Below are 15299 nucleotides of genomic sequence, written 5' to 3'. Positions count from 1 at the left end.
CCCCCCTTGGACGATGGCATGAGGTTTGCTGTGCTCACCATGCAGGACGCGCTGCTCGCGCTGACGAAGTACTGGACCGATCGGGGCTGCATGGTCGTGCAGCCGTTCAACACCGAGGTCGGTGCCGGGACCCTGAACCCGGCGACGATCCTGCGGGTGCTCGGTCCCGAGCCGTGGCGGGTCGCGTACGTCGAGCCGAGTGTCCGGCCGGACGACAGCCGCTACGGCGAGAACCCGAACCGCCTGCAGACGCACACGCAGTTCCAGGTCGTACTGAAGCCTGACCCGGGCAACCCGCAGGAGCTGTTCCTGGACAGCCTCGAGGCGCTCGGGATCGACATCGACGCGCACGACGTACGGTTCGTCGAGGACAACTGGGCGAACCCGGCGACCGGGTCCTGGGGGCTCGGCTGGGAGGTCTGGCTGGACGGCCTGGAGATCACCCAGTTCACGTACTTCCAACAGGCCGGCGGCATGACGCTGGACCCGGTGTCGGTGGAGATCACCTACGGCATCGAGCGGATCATGATGGCGCTGCAGGGCGTCTCGCACTTCAAGGACATCGCCTACGCGCCGGGTATCTCGTACGGCGAGGCCTTCGGCCAGGCGGAGTACGAGATGAGCCGGTACTACCTCGACGACGCGGACGTGGAGTCGCAGAAGCGGCTGTTCGAGGAGTACGCGAACGAGGCGCGCCGGATGATCGACGACCGCCTCCCGGTGCCGGCGCACATCCAGGTGCTCCGCTGTTCGCACACGTTCAACGTCCTCGACGCCCGAGGTGCCGTCAGTACGACGGAACGCGCGAAGGCGTTCGGCCGGATGCGGACGCTGGCGCGCGAGGTGTCGCGGCTGTGGGCGGAACGCCGCGCGGAGCTGGAGCATCCGCTGGGTCTCGCGGAGCTGCCGCCGGCCGCGCCGGAGCCGACCGAGTTCCCGGTGATCAACGGCACCCGGCAGCTGACCTTCGAGATCGGTACCGAGGAGATGCCGCCGTCCGAGGTCACCAAGACGGCCGCGGCCGTGCAGGCCGCGCTGGAGGAGAAGCTGGCCGCGACGCGGTTAGAGCACGGCGCGATCACCACGTACGCGACTCCGCGCCGGGTGGTTGCGTTCGTCGCCTCGGTCCACGCCGGTGAGCCGGACGCGGAGCGCGTCGTCCGCGGTCCGCGCAAGTCGGCTGCGTACGACGCCGACGGCAACCTGACGAAGGCCGCCGCCGGGTTCGCCCGCGGGCAGAAGGTCGACGAGAGCGAGCTGCACGACCTGGAGGTCGACGGCGTCGAGTACGTCGCGGTCACCAAGCCGGACCCGGGTCGCGGCGGGGCCGAGGTGCTCAGCGGCGTACTGAGCGAGATCGTCGCGGGCTTGCGCTCCGACAAGAACATGCGGTGGAACGACGCCAAGCTGTCCTTCACCCGGCCGATCCGCTGGCTGGTCGCGCTGCTCGGCGACGAGATCGTCCCGGTTTCCGTGTCGAGCTTGGCCGCCGGCCGGACGACGCGGGTGCACCGGACCGCCGCGCAGCCGAAGGTCGAGATCGCGTCCGCCGAGGGGTACCTGGACCTGCTCCGGATCCACGGCATCGAGGCCGATCCGGCGCGCCGCCGCGCGACGATCGTGGAGGCGGCGGCCGACCTGGCCGCGAAGGTACAGGGCACGGTCGACGTGGACGGCGAGGCCGCGCTGGTCGACCAGATCGTCAACCTGATCGAGGAGCCGACCCCGATCCTCGGCGGGTTCGCGCCGGAGTACCTCGACCTGCCGAGCGAGATCCTGACCACCGTGATGCGCAAGCACCAGCGGTACCTGCCGGTCCGGGACGCGGACGGGAAGTTGCTGCCGCACTTCGTTGCCGTGGCCAACGGTTCGGTGGACGAGGACCTGGTCCGGGCGGGCAACGAGGCGGTACTGCGGGCCCGGTACGAGGACGCCGCGTTCTTCTGGCGGGCCGACCTCGAGACGCCGCTGGAGTCGATGAAGGGCGAGCTGGAGAAGCTGGCGTTCGAGGAGCGGCTCGGCTCGATGGCCGACCGGGCGGGGCGGATCGGGCGGATCGCGCTTTCGCTGGCTGCCGAGGTGGAGTTGGACGCCGACGAGCTGGCCACGTTGAAGCGGGCCGCCGAGCTGGCGAAGTTCGACCTCGGGTCGCAGATGGTGGTGGAGCTGACCAGCCTGGCCGGCACGATGGCGCGCGAGTACGCCAAGCGTGCGGGGGAGAGCGACGCGGTCGCGCAGGCGCTGTACGACATGGAGCTGCCGCGGTCGGCCGGTGATCCGGTCCCGTCGACGACTCCCGGTGCGCTGCTGGCGCTGGCGGATCGGTTCGACCTGCTCGCCGGGCTGTTCGGTGTCGGTGCGAAGCCGACCGGTAGCTCGGACCCATTCGCGCTGCGGCGGGCAGCGGCCGGTGTGGTCGCGATCCTGCGGGAGCACCCGGGGCTGCGGGTGATCACGCTGCCGGTCGGGTTGCGGGCGGCCGCGGACGAGATCGGTGCCCAGGGCATCGACGTACCGGCGGAGTCGCTCGACGAGGTCGTCGAGTTCACCGTACGGCGGTACGAGCAGCAGCTGCTCGACCGTGGGGACGACCACCTGCAGGTGGCCGCGGTGTTGCCGCTGGCAACTGCTCCGGCGGCCGCCGACGAGACGCTGAAGGCGTTGCAGGAGCTCGTCGGGAATGATGAGTTCGCCGGCCTGGTCGCAGTGCTGCAGCGGGTTCGTCGGATCGTGCCGGAGGGCACGGAGGCGGAGTACGACGCGAGCAAGCTGACCGAGCCCGCCGAGGTCGCGCTGCACGAGGCCGTACAGAAGGTCGGCCAGGCGCCGGCGGGTCTGTCCGACTTCGTCACCGCCACGTCGGTGCTGGTCGACCCGGTGAACGCGTTCTTCGACGACATCCTCGTGATGGCGAAGGAGCCGGACCTCCGGGCAGCCCGCCTCGGCCTGCTCGCAACCATCAGCCAACTCGCGGCTCCGGTCCTCGACTGGCAGGCCCTGGGCACCAGCCTGAGCCCCACGGAATGACCAGTCCCGCAGAGGTTGCCGAACGGGCCGAGCACCTCGCGCCGGCCCTTCGGCAGCATCTGACGTTGACACCGTTCGTCCGGTACGACGCGTTCAGCGAGGCCGTCGGTGCCGAGGTGCTGGTGAAGTGTGAGCATCAGCAGCGGACCGGGTCGTTCAAGGCACGTGGGGCGATGGCGAAGGTGCTCACGCTGACCGACCAGCAGCGCTCGACCGGCGTGGTGACTGCGTCTACGGGTAACCACGGGCTCGGGGTCGGGAATGCGTTGGCGACGCTCGGTGGGCGGGGGATCGTCTATCTACCGGAGAACGCGGCCCCCGGAAAGGTCGCCGCGCTCAAGCGGTTCGGGCTCGAGCTGCGGGCCGAGGGCAACGACACCGGTGCGCTGGAGTTGAAGGCTCGCGCGTACGCCGCGGAGAACGGGCTGACGTACGTGCCGCCGTACAACGACCCGGAGATCGTCGCCGGGCAAGGAACCGTCGGTGTCGAGATCGTCGAACAGCTCGCGGGACAGCAGTTGGACGCTGTCGTGGTCTCGGTCGGTGGTGGCGGGCTGATCAGCGGTGTCGCCGCGGTGCTGAAGAAGCACCTACCGCAGATCAAGGTGTACGGCGCCCAACCAGCCGTCGACGATGCGATGGCGGCGTCGGTGAGGGCCGGCAAGGTCGTTCAGGTCGATGCCGAACAGACCTTGTCGGACGGTACGGCGGGCAGTGTCGAGCCCGGGAGCATCACCTTCGACCTGTGCCGTGAACTGGTCGACGACTGGGTCCTGGTCACCGAGGACGCGATCCGCGAAGCGCTCCGACTGGTGATCGACACCGAACACCAGTTGATCGAGGGCGCCGCCGCGCTGGCATTCGCCGCCGCGTGCGAACGCCGTACCGAACTCGCCGGGAAGCGGGTCGCGGTCGTGTCCTGCGGCGGCAACATGTCCTCCTCGACCTTGGTAGCAGCGCTTGCGTGAGCTCGTCGTACTCGGGACCGGCAGTCAGGTGCCGTCCCGGGAACGTACCCAGAACGGGTACTTCCTGCGCTGGGACGACGAGGGGTTCCTGTTCGATCCGGGCGAGGGCACTCAGCGGCAGATGATCTTCGCCGGCGTCTCGGCCGGTGCGATCACCCGCCTGTGCGTGACGCACTTCCACGGCGACCACTGCCTCGGCGTACCGGGCGTGGTGCAGCGGCTCTCGCTCGACGGCGTACCGCATCCGGTGCACGCGCATTACCCCGCGTCCGGGCGGACGTACTTCACCCGCCTGCGGTACGCCGCGTCGTTCTTCGAGCGGGCCGAACTGCTCGAGGAGCCGGTGGAGGAGGACGGCCTGCTCTCGGTCGGCTCGTTCGGCCAGCTCTGGGCGCGGCGTTTGGAGCACCCGATCGAGTCGTACGGGTACCAGCTGGTCGAACCTGACGGCCGGCGCATGCTCCCCGACAAGCTCACGGAGTACTGCATCACTGGCCCGGACGTCGGGCGGTTGCAGCGGACCGGGGCGATCGAGGTCGGCGGACGGACTGTACGGATCGAGGACGTCAGCGAGGTACGCCCCGGCCAGCGGTTCGCGTTCGTCATGGACACGCGCCTGTGCGAGAACGTACTACGCCTGGCAGACGGCGCCGACCTGCTGGTGATCGAGTCGACGTACCTGTCCACGGAAGCGGAGCTGGCGCGCCGGTTCGGGCACCTGACGGCCCGGCAGGCGGCGCGGGTCGCGGCCGAGTGCGGCGTACGGAAGCTGGTTCTCACCCACTTCTCGCAGCGCTATCTCGAGCCCGAACGCTTCCACGAAGAAGCGGCCGCGGAGTTCGGCGGAGAGGTCGTCGTGGCCTCGGATCTCAGCAGAATCTCAGTTCCAACCCGTCGCTAGCGAACATTGCGTGACAGGCTCGCGAACAGGGCTGCACCCTGGCAACGGCAGGATTAGCATTGCCCGCGGATACAAACCGCCGACCCCAGGAGCAAGTTCTCGTGCGCACTCCCCGTCTGTTGCCGGCGGCAGTGGCACTGGTTGTTCTCGGCGTGGCCGCAACGGTGACGGTGTGGCGCCCCTGGGAAGGCCCGGCCGACGCCGCCGGGGGACCGACCGGTATCAGCGTGTCCCGCAGTCAGTGCGGTCAGGGCTGGACCAACGCCAAGACCGGGCGGCAGACGCTCTACCTGCACAACACCGGTGACGCCGCCGCGGAGGTCGACCTGGTCGATGTCGCCGGCAACAAGGTGTACGGCGAGATCGAGGGCCTCGGGCCGAACACGACGGCCCCGATGGACGTACAACTCGGCGCCGGCAAGTACGCGATCCGCTGCCTGATCGAGGACACCGACCCGATCACCGGGCCGACCGTCACCCTGACCGGCACCGACCAGGGCGGACCGGCCGTGGTCGCCGTGACCAAGAACGACCTGCTCCCACTGGTGAAGAAGTACCAGGCCGGCATTGCCCGCGGGGTCGCAGACCTCGCCGCGAAGACGGACAAGCTGAACGCCGACGTTGCCGCCGGCAACCTGACCGCCGCGCGCACCGACTGGCTGGCCGCGCACCTGGCGTACAACTCCCTTGGTGCGGCCTACGATGCGTTCGGCGACTTCGCCGACAAGATCGACGGCTCCGACGCCGGGTTCCACCCGCTGGAGAAGGGCTTGTGGCACAACGCGTCCGCCGCGACCCTGAAGCCGATCGCGACCCGGTTGGCGGCCGACGTACACGCCCTGCAGAAGGATCTGCCGAACGAGCAGATCGATCCGAACGACCTCGGCCTGCGCGCCCACGAGATCATGGAGAACGCGCTCCAGTTCGAGCTGACCGGCGAGAACGACCAGGGCAGCGGTACGTCGCTGAACACCGCGCTGGCCAACCTGAACGGTACGGCAACCGTCCTCGCCATCCTCGACCCGGTGCTGAAACCGCGGTACGCCGACCTGCCGCAGGTGCAGAAGTGGGAGACCCGCGTCCGCGTGCTGCTGACCGCGCACCAGAACACGCCTGTTGACAAGCTCGACCGCACCACGCGCGAACAGCTGAACGGCGCGGTCGGTGAACTGCTGGAAAACCTCGCGCCGGTGGCCGCGATCTGCGAAGTCCGGAGGTCCTGATGAGTGGTTTCGACAGGAGATCCTTCCTTCGCGGTACGCTCGCCGGCGCCGGCGCGGCGGCCGTGACGGGTCTGACGTTGAACGCCGATGCGGCAGAGCCGACCTCCGTACCGTTCCACGGCGTACATCAGGCAGGTATCGACACACCGCAGCAGGCGCAGGCGATCTTCGCGTCGTTCGATGTGATTGCCGTAGGCAAGAATGAGCTGACCGACCTGTTCAAGACCCTGACCGAACGAGCGCGGCTGCTCACCACCGGCGGCGCGTTGCCACCGTTGGGGATCACGGCCCCGCCGGCCGACTCCGGCGTACTCGGGCCGGACATGCCCGGCGACGACCTCACGGTCACGGTCGGCGTCGGCGCATCGCTGTTCGACGACCGGTACGGCTTGAAGTCACTCAAGCCCGCAAAACTCACGCCGATGAAGACGTTCCCGAACGACAGCCTCGACGAAGCCTTGTGCCACGGGGATCTGAGCCTGCAGCTGTGCGCGACCGAGACCGACACCGTGCTGCATGCATTGCGCGACATCGCCCGGCACACCCGCGGTGCGATGCAGCTGCGCTGGCGGGTCGACGGGTTCCGGAGCAAGCCGCGGCCGGCCGGTGCGCCGCGCAACCTGATGGGCTTCAAGGACGGAGTCGTCCGCCCGGCGTCGGCCGATCACGACAAGCTCGTGTGGGTCGGCGAGGGCAACGGCGAGCCGGCCTGGACCGAAGGCGGCAGCTACCAGGTACTGCGCCAGATCCGGATGCTGGTCGAGTTCTGGGACCGGGTGTCGGTCGGCGAGCAGGAGAACATGTTTGGCCGCCGCCGGGACTCCGGCGCGCCGCTGGACGGCAGCAGCGAGACCGACCTGCCGGACTACCCGGCCGACCCGACCGGCGCGGCGATCCCGCTGACCAGCCACATCCGCAAGGCGAACCCGCGGACGCCGGACACCGCGTCCAGCCAGTTCCTGCGCCGCGGCTACAACTACGACAAGGGCACCGACGCGGTCGGTGACCTGGACATGGGCCTGTTGTTCTGCGCCTACCAGCAGGACATCGCCCGGCAGTTCGAGGCCGTCCAGACCCGGCTGACCGACGAGCCGCTCGTCGACTACATCCGGCCGGTCGGTGGCGGCTATTTCTTCACGCTTCCCGGTGTACGGGACGGCAACGACCACTTCGCGCGGTCGTTGCTCGCATGAGGTATTCATCAGGAGGAGAAGGCATGCGCGCAAGACTCCCTGTCGCCGCCACGGCCGTTGCGGCCGCGACGGGCTTGTTGCTGGCCGCCTGTGGCGCGCCCGGCGCCGCCCAGCGGGTGACCAACGCCGGTGCGGCGTTCACGGCGACCGACGCCGCGTCGTACCGTCCGGCTGGGACGACCACGCCGATCAAGCACGTGGTGGTGATCTTCGGCGAGAACATCTCGTACGACCACTACTTCGGTACCTACCCGAAGGCCGCCAACACCGACGGCACGCCGTTCCAGGCCGCGCGGCACACGCCCAAGGCGAACGGTCTGACCAACGAGCTGTTGACGAACAACCCGAACGTGTACAACCCGAAGCGGCTGTCGCCGTCGCAGGCCATGACGTGCGACCAGAACCACGGCTACTCCGCGGAGCAGAAGGCCGTCAACGGCGGCAAGGACGACAAGTACGTCGAGTTCACCGAGACGTCCAAGTGCACCGGGCAGCCCGTCCTGTTCGGTGAGCCGGGTCTGGTGATGGACTACTACGACGGCAACACCGTCACCGCGCTGTGGAACTACGCCCAGCACTACACGATGAGCGACAACTCGTACGGCACGGTGTACGGGCCGTCCACCCCGGGCGCGCTGAACCTGATCTCCGGGCAGACCCACGGCGGCCAGGCGTACGACCCGAAGACGGGGCAGCCGACCACCGACGCGTACGCCGTACAGTCCCCGGACGCGAACGGCATCGGGACGATCACCAACGACCCCGACCCGATCTACGACGACTGCTCGAACGGCAACGGCAAGTCCAGCAACAACCTGGCGGGCATGCACGGGCAGAACATCGGTGACCTGCTGAACCGGCAGAACGTCACCTGGGGCTGGTTCCAGGGCGGCTTCAAGCCGACCTCCTCGGCCAACGGCAAGGCTGTCTGCGGTGCGTCGCACACCAACGTCGGCGGCAACACGGTGAACGACTACAGCCCGCACCACGAGCCGTTCCAGTACTACAAGTCGACGGCGAACCCGAAGCATCTGCCGCCGTCGTCGGTGGCCGCGATCGGTCACACCGACCAGGCCAACCACCAGTACGACACGTCGGACTTCGACGCGGCGCTCGCGGCGAACAACCTGCCGGCGGTCAGCTTCCTGAAGGCCGGCGAGTACCAGGACGGCCACGCCGGGTACTCCGACCCGCTGGACGAGCAGGCGTTCATCGTCAAGGAGATCAACGCGCTGCAGAAGTCGCCGGAGTGGAAGTCCACCGCGATCGTGCTGGCCTACGACGACTCCGACGGCTGGTACGACCACGTGACGCCTCCGAGCGTGAACGGCTCGAACGACGCGGCGCTCGACCAGGCCGCGCTGTGCGGTCAGAAGCCCGTCGCCGGTGGGTACGCCGACCGGTGCGGCTACGGCCCGCGGCAGCCGCTGCTGGTCGTCTCTCCGTACGCGAAGACCAACCACGTCGATCACGCGCTGACCGACCAGACCTCGATCCTGAAGTTCATCGAGGACAACTGGCGGACCGGCCGGATCGGTGACCACTCGTTCGACGAGCGGGCCGGCAGCCTGAACAGCATGTTCAGCTGGTGGGCGCACCCGAACTGCAAGCCGCTGATCCTGGACCCGAAGACCGGGGCCGTCGTCAGCTGACCACCGCACACCCCGCCGAGCGAAGCGAGGCGGTGCTTATTGAATGCCTTGATCGGCGAGGAAGTCGTCGATCAGGGCATTCACCTCGTTGGGGGACTCGAGCGCCGCCAGATGCGCGGATTGTTCGAGTACGACGAAGCGCGCATCGGGGATCGAGTCGGCCATCTCCTCGGTCTCGGCGACGGGGAACGTCTTGTCCTCGGCGCCGGCGACGACCAGCACGGGCGTCCGGATGCGACCGAACAGCGCACGTTGGTCGGGGCGGCTCGGGACCACGCTGGTGACGGCGTGCATGCCGGAGCGGATGTTCACCCGGCTCGCCAGTTCGTTGACCTTGGCAACGGCCTCGGGTTTCTCGCGTTTCGCCGTCGGGCCGAGGAACGCGTCCCGGACCGGGCCCTTGAGCGGCCCACGGATCCCGCCGAGCAGTCGGGCAGCTTGCACGAGCATGCCGTACTCGAACTTCTGCCGGCGCCCGGCCGGTGACGCCGTCGCGTTCAGCAGTACAGAGATCCCGACCCGCTCCGGGTGCAGCGCCGCGAACGTGCCACCGATCATCCCGCCCCAGCTGTTGCCGATGACATGTACTTTGCCGACCTTCAGCTCGTCGGCAATCTGATCGATCACCTCGGCGCACTGCTCGAAGGTGAAGGGTCCCGTCAGCGGCTCGCTCGCGCCGTGTCCCGGTGGATCGACGATGATCACCTGGAAACGGTCCTTGAAGTGCGCGGCCTGGGCCGACCAGAGGGTGCCGTCCATCAGGAGGCTCGGCCAGAAGAGCATCGCGGGACCCGACCCGTCGACACGCAACCGGATCCGGCCCAGCACGGTCTCGACGTAGCGATCCATGTCTGAACGGTAGCGGTCAGGGCGTCGCGATCGCGGCGTTGAGGCGCGTCGCCAGCGCACGGATCGCGTCGATCAGCTCGGGCGGGTCCTGCACCTCGAACGGCAGCCCGAGCAGGCCGAGGTGCGCCGCGATCTGGTCGAGCGAGTGTGCCCCGGTCTCCACCAGCGTGCTCGCCGCGTCGATCGGTGTCACCGACGCGACGTTCGGGCCGAAGCGGTCGGCCACCTCCTCGGCCGGAGCGTGGACGAGGATGCGTGCCTGGTAGCGGTAGCCGCCGTACGCGACCCCGCGGTTCGTGGAGGCCAGCTCGGGTACCTCGCGCGGTGTGAACCGCGGCCCGGTGGGGATCCGGGGGTGGAGGCGGTCGACGCGGAACGTACGCCAGTCGTCGCGGTCCAGGTCCCACGCGACCAGGTACCACCGGCGCCCGGTGTGCACGAGCCGGTGCGGCTCGGTCGTCCGCGTGGTCGTCGTACCGTCGTGGTTGCTGTAGTCGAAGCGCAGCCGGTGGTGGTCGCGGCAGGCCGCGGCGACGGCCAGCAGTACGTCGGGCTGCACGGACGGGCCGCCTGCGGGAGTGACGGCGACCTGCTGGAGCAGCTCGATCCGGTAGCGGAGATGGGACGGCAATACCTGCTCGAGCTTGGTCAGGGCTCGTACGGACGCCTCTTCGGTGCCTGCGACGGTGCCGTTGGCCGCGGCGCGCAGGCCGACCGCGACGGCGACGGCCTCCTCGTCGTCGAGCAGCAGTGGTGGGAGCGCGGCGCCGGCGCCGAGGCGGTAGCCGGCCACCCCGGGTACGGCGTCGACCGGGTAGCCGAGGTTGCGCAGCTTGTCGACGTCGCGTCGTACCGTCCGGACCCCGACGCCGAGCTCGCCGGCCAGGGCGGCACCGCTCCACTCCTTGGGTTGCTGCAGCAGGCTGAGCAGCTTGAGCAGTCGTGCGGACGTCTCGATCATCTTCTGATTCTGGCATTTGGTTAGGACCGAAGCTGTCCTAGTTGATGCTCAGACTGGAGACATGATCAAGGAATTCAGCATCGACATCCCGCAGAGCACCCTCGACGACCTCGCCGTGAAGCTGGCGAGCGCCCGGTTCCCCGCCCCGCTGCCGGGCGACGACTGGGACACCGGAGTCCCGGTCTCGTGGCTGTCCTCGCTGGTCGAGTACTGGCGGACGTCGTACGACTGGCGGGCGGCCGAGAAGGAGCTGAACTCGTACCCGCAGTTCACCGCGGAGATCGAGGGGCAGCGGATCCACTTCATCCACGTTCGCTCGGCTTCGCCGGACGCACTGCCGCTGCTGCTGACGCATGGCTGGCCGGGTTCGATCGTCGAGTTCCTGGACCTGATCGGGCCGCTGACCGATCCGGTGTCCTATGGCGGGCAGGCTTCGGACGCGTTCCACGTGGTGATTCCGGCGCTGCCCGGGTTCGGGTTCTCCGGGCCGACCGCGGACGACGACTGGACGTTCGAGCGGATCGGGCGGGTGTGGGCGGCGCTGATGGACGAGCTGGGGTACGAGCGGTACGGCGTCCAGGGTGGGGACCTGGGTGGATCGGTGTCGCCGGAGGTGGGGCGGGCGGCGCCTTCGCGTGTCGTCGGCGTGCACACGAACGGCGGGACGAACCTGCCGCCGTTGCAGATGTCGGAGGAGGAACTGCAGACACTGACGCCGTTGGAGCAGGACAAGATGGCGCGGATCGCGCAGTTCATGAAGGACGAGTTCGGCTACATCTCGATCCAGTCGACCCGGCCGCAGACGCTGGCGTACGGACTGGTCGACTCGCCGGTGGCGCAGCTCGCCTGGATCATGGACAAGTTCAAGGCCTGGACCTGGCCGGCCGATACGTTGCCAGAGGCAATCATCAGCAAGGACCGGCTGCTCACCAACGTGATGATGTACTGGCTGACCGGCACCGGCGGGTCGGCCGCGTACATCGGCTACGCCCAGCCACGCTCGTGGGCGCCCCGCCCGAACTCCGGCGTCCCGACCGCTGTGTTGGCGGCCGCCCACGACGTCGCGATCCGCCGCTACTGCGAAACCTCCAACAACATCACCCGCTGGACCGACCTCGACCACGGCGGCCACTTCGCCGCTCTCGAGGTCCCAGAGGAACTGGTGGCAGACGTCCGCACCTTCTTCCACGACCTGCGAGCCTGATCCGTCGCTTCTCGGATGCCCACCCGCCAGTTGTCAGCTGTAGTCGGTTGACCTGGTGAGGTAGGCCCAAGCGGCCGCCTCGTCGGCGCGGGAGCGCGAGGAGCTCTCGGCCAGGGCCAGTGCGTCGCTGCCGAGTAGTAGGCGCAGTGGCGGGTTCTCGAGGTCTACCAGCGCGAGGATTGCCTGCGCGGCCTTGGTCGGGTCGCCGGGCTGCTGGCCGTCCATCTCGAGCCGGCGGCGGTGCATCTCGCCGACCGTGGCCTCGTAGTCGGGGTGCACCTCGTGGAGCTGCATCGACGAGCCACCCCAGTCGGTGCGGAAACCACCCGGCTCGACGATCGTCACCTTCACGCCGAACGGCCGGACCTCGTTGTTCAGCACCTCGGAGAACCCTTCGACGGCGAACTTCGCGGTCTGGTACGCACCCATCCCCGGCGTCCCACCCGCCCGTCCACCGATCGACGAGAACTGCAGGAAGTGCCCGCCACGCTGCTCCCGGAAGACCGGTAGCGCGGCCTTCGTCACGTTGACCACCCCGAACAGGTTGGTCTCGATCTGCGCCCGGAAGTCCTCGTCCGGCATCTCCTCGATCGACGCACTGTTCGCGTAGCCGGCGTTGTTCGCGACCACGTCCAGCCCACCGAACTCCTCGACAGCCGTCCGTACGGCGGGACGCGCCGCGTCGGCGTCCGTGACGTCGAGAGCGACCGCCCGGAGTTGGTCGCCGTACTTCGTGACCAGGTCGTCGAGCTGCTCGGGCTTGCGAGCCGTGGCGACCACACGGTCGCCGGCCGCCAGTACCGCCTCGGTCAACGCCCGGCCGAGGCCGCGCGAGCTGCCGGTGATCAGCCAGATCTTGCTCATCTTCAGTTCCTAACTAACCGTTTGGTTGGATACGACTTCTATCTAACCAACCAGTTGGTTAGAAATCAACCAACCGGTTGTTTGGTAGGCTCAAGGCATGGAACGGAACGCAGACCGGACCCGGGCGCGGATCCTGGAGGCGGCCACCGAGGAGTTCGCCGCCCGCGGGATCGGCGGCGCGCGGGTCAGCCGGATCGCCGAGGTGGCCGGGTGCAACAAGGCCATGCTGTACGCGTACTACGGCAACAAGGACGAGCTGTTCGACGCGGTGTTCAGTGCCTCAGTGGACAAGTACCTCGTCGAGGTCGGGTTCGACGTCGACGATCTCCCGGCGTACGCGGGGCGTGTGTTCGACTACTTCGAAGCGCACCCGGACCGGCTCCGGCTGTCGGTCTGGTACCGGCTGGAGCGGCCGGACGGACAGCCGCTGGAGGCGATCGTCGCGGTCAACCAGCGGCGGCTGGAGGCGATCCGGCGGGGAATGCGGCGGCGGGCGGTGCCGCGCGACTTCACGCCGGTCAGCCTGTTGTCGCTGATCCAGGCGATCGCGACCAGCTGGTCGTCGATGAATCCGGAGTACGGCGTGGTGCTACCGGCCGCGAGTCTGCGGCGACAGGCCGTGGTGCTGGCGGTGGAGCGGATTCTCAGCTGATTCATTGGTTGGCCGGATGGAGTTCTCAGTCTGGCGCGCTCTACTCGTAGGCAGAGGGAACTGGCCGAGGAGGGCAACGCGATGAACGAGAGCGCTGGAGCGGGACCGAACAACGGTGACCAGGCGGAGCAGCCCGCTGCACAGCCGCAGCAGGCTGCGCAGTACCAGCAGGCTTCGCAGAACGAGCAGGCCGCCGCCGGTCCGCAGTACCAGCAGGCTTCGCAGAACGAGCAGGCCGCCGCCGGTCCGCAGTACCAGCAGGGGCAGTTACAGCACGGGCCGCAGTACCAGGCGGGGCCGTACGGGCCGCAGTACCAGGCGGGCCAGCACGGGCCGCAGTACCAGGCGGGGCCGTACGGGCCGCAGTACCAGGCGGGCCAGCACGGGCCGCAGTACCAGCAGGGGCCGCAGTACCAGGCGGGACCGTACGGACCCTACGGGCCGCAGTATCCGTTCGGGATGCAGCCGCAGCCGCCGAAGAAGCGTGGGCGGCGGTTGCTGGGTGCGGGAGCGCTCGGGCTGGCTGCGGTGCTCGTCGCCGGATCGGTTGCCTGGGGCATCGACCAGCGGCACGGCGGGAGCAACTCGACGCTGTCCCAGACCGCGTTCGCCCCGTCGTCCGTCGCGGCGAAGGTGTCGCCGGGGCTGGTCGACGTGAACACGGTGCTCGGGTACGAGAACGCGCGGGCCGCCGGTACCGGAATCGTGCTCAGCTCCGACGGCGAGGTACTCACCAACCACCACGTGATCGAGGGCGCGACGTCGATCACGGTCACCGATATCGGCAACGGGAAGACGTACACGGCGAGCGTCGTCGGGTACGACGAGTCGCACGACCTCGCCGTACTGAAGCTGAAGGACGCCTCCGGGCTGCAGACCGCGAAGACCGGGAACTCCGACCAGGTGAAGCTCGGCGACCAGGTCGTCGGCGTCGGGAACGCGGGCGGCACCGGCGGTACGCCGAGCTACGCCGCCGGCAAGGTGACCGGGCTGAACCAGTCGATCACCGCGACCGACGAGAACGGGCAGGACCCGGAAAACCTGGCGAACCTGATCCAGACCGACGCGAACATCCAGGCCGGCGACTCAGGTGGGCCGCTGGTGAACGCCAACGGCGAGGTCGTCGGTGTGGACGTCGCCGGGAACGGCGGGAGCAACGGCGGCCAGGGCCGTCCGGGGCAGACCGCGACCTCCACCGCGTCGGCGGCCACGGCGACCCTCGCGGGCTGGGGCGACGGGAACTGGAATGGGAACGGCGACGGCAACGGCTTCCCGTTCGGCAACGGCGACGGCTCGGGCAACGGGTCCGGTGACGGGTCGGGCAACGGGAACGGCGGCGGGTCCGGGAGTGGGGTCACGACCGAGGGGTACGCGATCCCGATCAACCAGGCGCTCGGCATCGCCAAGGACATCGAGAACGGGAAGTCCTCGAGTACGGTGCACATCGGCGACTCGGCGATGCTGGGGATCTCGGTCGTCAGCAGCACCGGGACCAGCGGCGCGGTTGTCGGCGACGTGGTCGCGAACGGTCACGCGGACGAGGCCGGCATCCAGCCCGGCGACGTGATCACCTCCTTCGCCGGACACGCGGTCACCTCACCCGACACCCTCTCCGAACTGCTGAACAAGCAGCACCCCGGCGACAAGGTCGACGTCGGCTGGACCGACCAGTTCGGCCAGACCCACAAAGCCACCATCGAACTCATCACCGGCCCGGTCCGCTAGTTCCAGCGCACCCCCTCGCAACTGGCGGACCGCCCGATCGGGCCCGCGCGCTCCCTCCCCCTCGAGCGCCGGGCCCGATC

At 68.9% G+C, this 15299-nt stretch carries 12 protein-coding genes; 9 read left to right on the top strand and 3 right to left on the bottom strand.

The genetic code is table 11. The features are described 5' to 3' along the window. Positions 1 to 18 precede the first annotated feature (18 nt). From ACZ5BU_RS03975 to ACZ5BU_RS03950, 6 genes are all read left to right on the top strand, one after another. Positions 19 to 3027: a glycine--tRNA ligase gene (locus tag ACZ5BU_RS03975; protein ID WP_465695338.1), complete on the top strand. Its 3009-nt coding sequence runs from the start codon at positions 19 to 21 to the stop codon at positions 3025 to 3027. Further along, complete coding sequence (locus tag ACZ5BU_RS03970) at positions 3024 to 3995, top strand: pyridoxal-phosphate dependent enzyme (RefSeq protein ID WP_465695336.1); 972 nt, start codon at positions 3024 to 3026, stop codon at positions 3993 to 3995. The genes ACZ5BU_RS03975 and ACZ5BU_RS03970 overlap by 4 nt, the downstream gene beginning before the upstream one ends. Then, positions 3988 to 4896 (top strand): ribonuclease Z, encoded by a 909-nt coding sequence (locus ACZ5BU_RS03965; protein ID WP_465695335.1) that lies wholly within the window; start codon positions 3988 to 3990, stop codon positions 4894 to 4896. The genes ACZ5BU_RS03970 and ACZ5BU_RS03965 overlap by 8 nt, the downstream gene beginning before the upstream one ends. Before the next feature lie 101 nt (positions 4897 to 4997). Further along, positions 4998 to 6119: an EfeM/EfeO family lipoprotein gene (locus ACZ5BU_RS03960; protein WP_465695333.1), complete on the top strand. Its 1122-nt coding sequence runs from the start codon at positions 4998 to 5000 to the stop codon at positions 6117 to 6119. Beyond that, positions 6119 to 7312, top strand: coding sequence for an iron uptake transporter deferrochelatase/peroxidase subunit (gene efeB, locus ACZ5BU_RS03955; RefSeq protein WP_465695331.1), 1194 nt, complete (start codon positions 6119 to 6121; stop codon positions 7310 to 7312). The genes ACZ5BU_RS03960 and efeB overlap by 1 nt, the downstream gene beginning before the upstream one ends. Positions 7313 to 7335: 23 nt before the next feature. Continuing rightward, positions 7336 to 8964, top strand: a complete 1629-nt coding sequence (locus ACZ5BU_RS03950; protein ID WP_465695329.1) for a phospholipase C — start codon at positions 7336 to 7338, stop codon at positions 8962 to 8964. Positions 8965 to 9000: 36 nt separating this feature from the next. Here ACZ5BU_RS03950 and ACZ5BU_RS03945 read toward each other — a convergent pair whose 3' ends face one another. After that, a complete protein-coding gene (locus ACZ5BU_RS03945; RefSeq protein ID WP_465695327.1) occupies positions 9001 to 9813 on the bottom strand; it encodes an alpha/beta fold hydrolase in 813 nt (270 codons plus the stop codon). A gap of 16 nt (positions 9814 to 9829) precedes the next feature. Beyond that, on the bottom strand, positions 9830 to 10774 hold the full coding sequence (locus ACZ5BU_RS03940; RefSeq protein WP_465695325.1) for a helix-turn-helix transcriptional regulator: 945 nt from the start codon (positions 10772 to 10774) through the stop codon (positions 9830 to 9832). 61 nt (positions 10775 to 10835) lie between these two features. On the opposite strand from ACZ5BU_RS03940, the gene ACZ5BU_RS03935 reads away from it, so the two are divergent. Then, complete coding sequence (locus tag ACZ5BU_RS03935; protein WP_465695323.1) at positions 10836 to 11978, top strand: epoxide hydrolase family protein; 1143 nt, start codon at positions 10836 to 10838, stop codon at positions 11976 to 11978. A 33-nt stretch (positions 11979 to 12011) separates the two neighbouring features. On the opposite strand, the gene ACZ5BU_RS03930 is transcribed toward ACZ5BU_RS03935, so the two are convergent. Continuing rightward, positions 12012 to 12842 carry an oxidoreductase gene (locus ACZ5BU_RS03930; protein ID WP_465695321.1) on the bottom strand — a complete coding sequence of 277 codons (831 nt, stop codon included), beginning with the start codon at positions 12840 to 12842 and terminating at the stop codon, positions 12012 to 12014. Positions 12843 to 12939: 97 nt separating this feature from the next. On the opposite strand from ACZ5BU_RS03930, the gene ACZ5BU_RS03925 reads away from it, so the two are divergent. Together ACZ5BU_RS03925 and ACZ5BU_RS03920 are read left to right on the top strand one after the other, a co-directional pair. After that, positions 12940 to 13494: a TetR/AcrR family transcriptional regulator gene (locus ACZ5BU_RS03925; RefSeq protein ID WP_465695319.1), complete on the top strand. Its 555-nt coding sequence runs from the start codon at positions 12940 to 12942 to the stop codon at positions 13492 to 13494. Between the two features lie 81 nt (positions 13495 to 13575). After that, a complete protein-coding gene (locus ACZ5BU_RS03920) occupies positions 13576 to 15219 on the top strand; it encodes a S1C family serine protease (RefSeq protein ID WP_465695317.1) in 1644 nt (547 codons plus the stop codon). The last annotated feature ends 80 nt before the right edge of the window (positions 15220 to 15299 follow it).

This window comes from Kribbella sp. NPDC031520 (assembly GCF_055580825.1).
The sequence above is the reverse complement of the archived record's forward strand: the minus strand, read 5'-3'. Positions and strand labels throughout refer to the sequence as shown.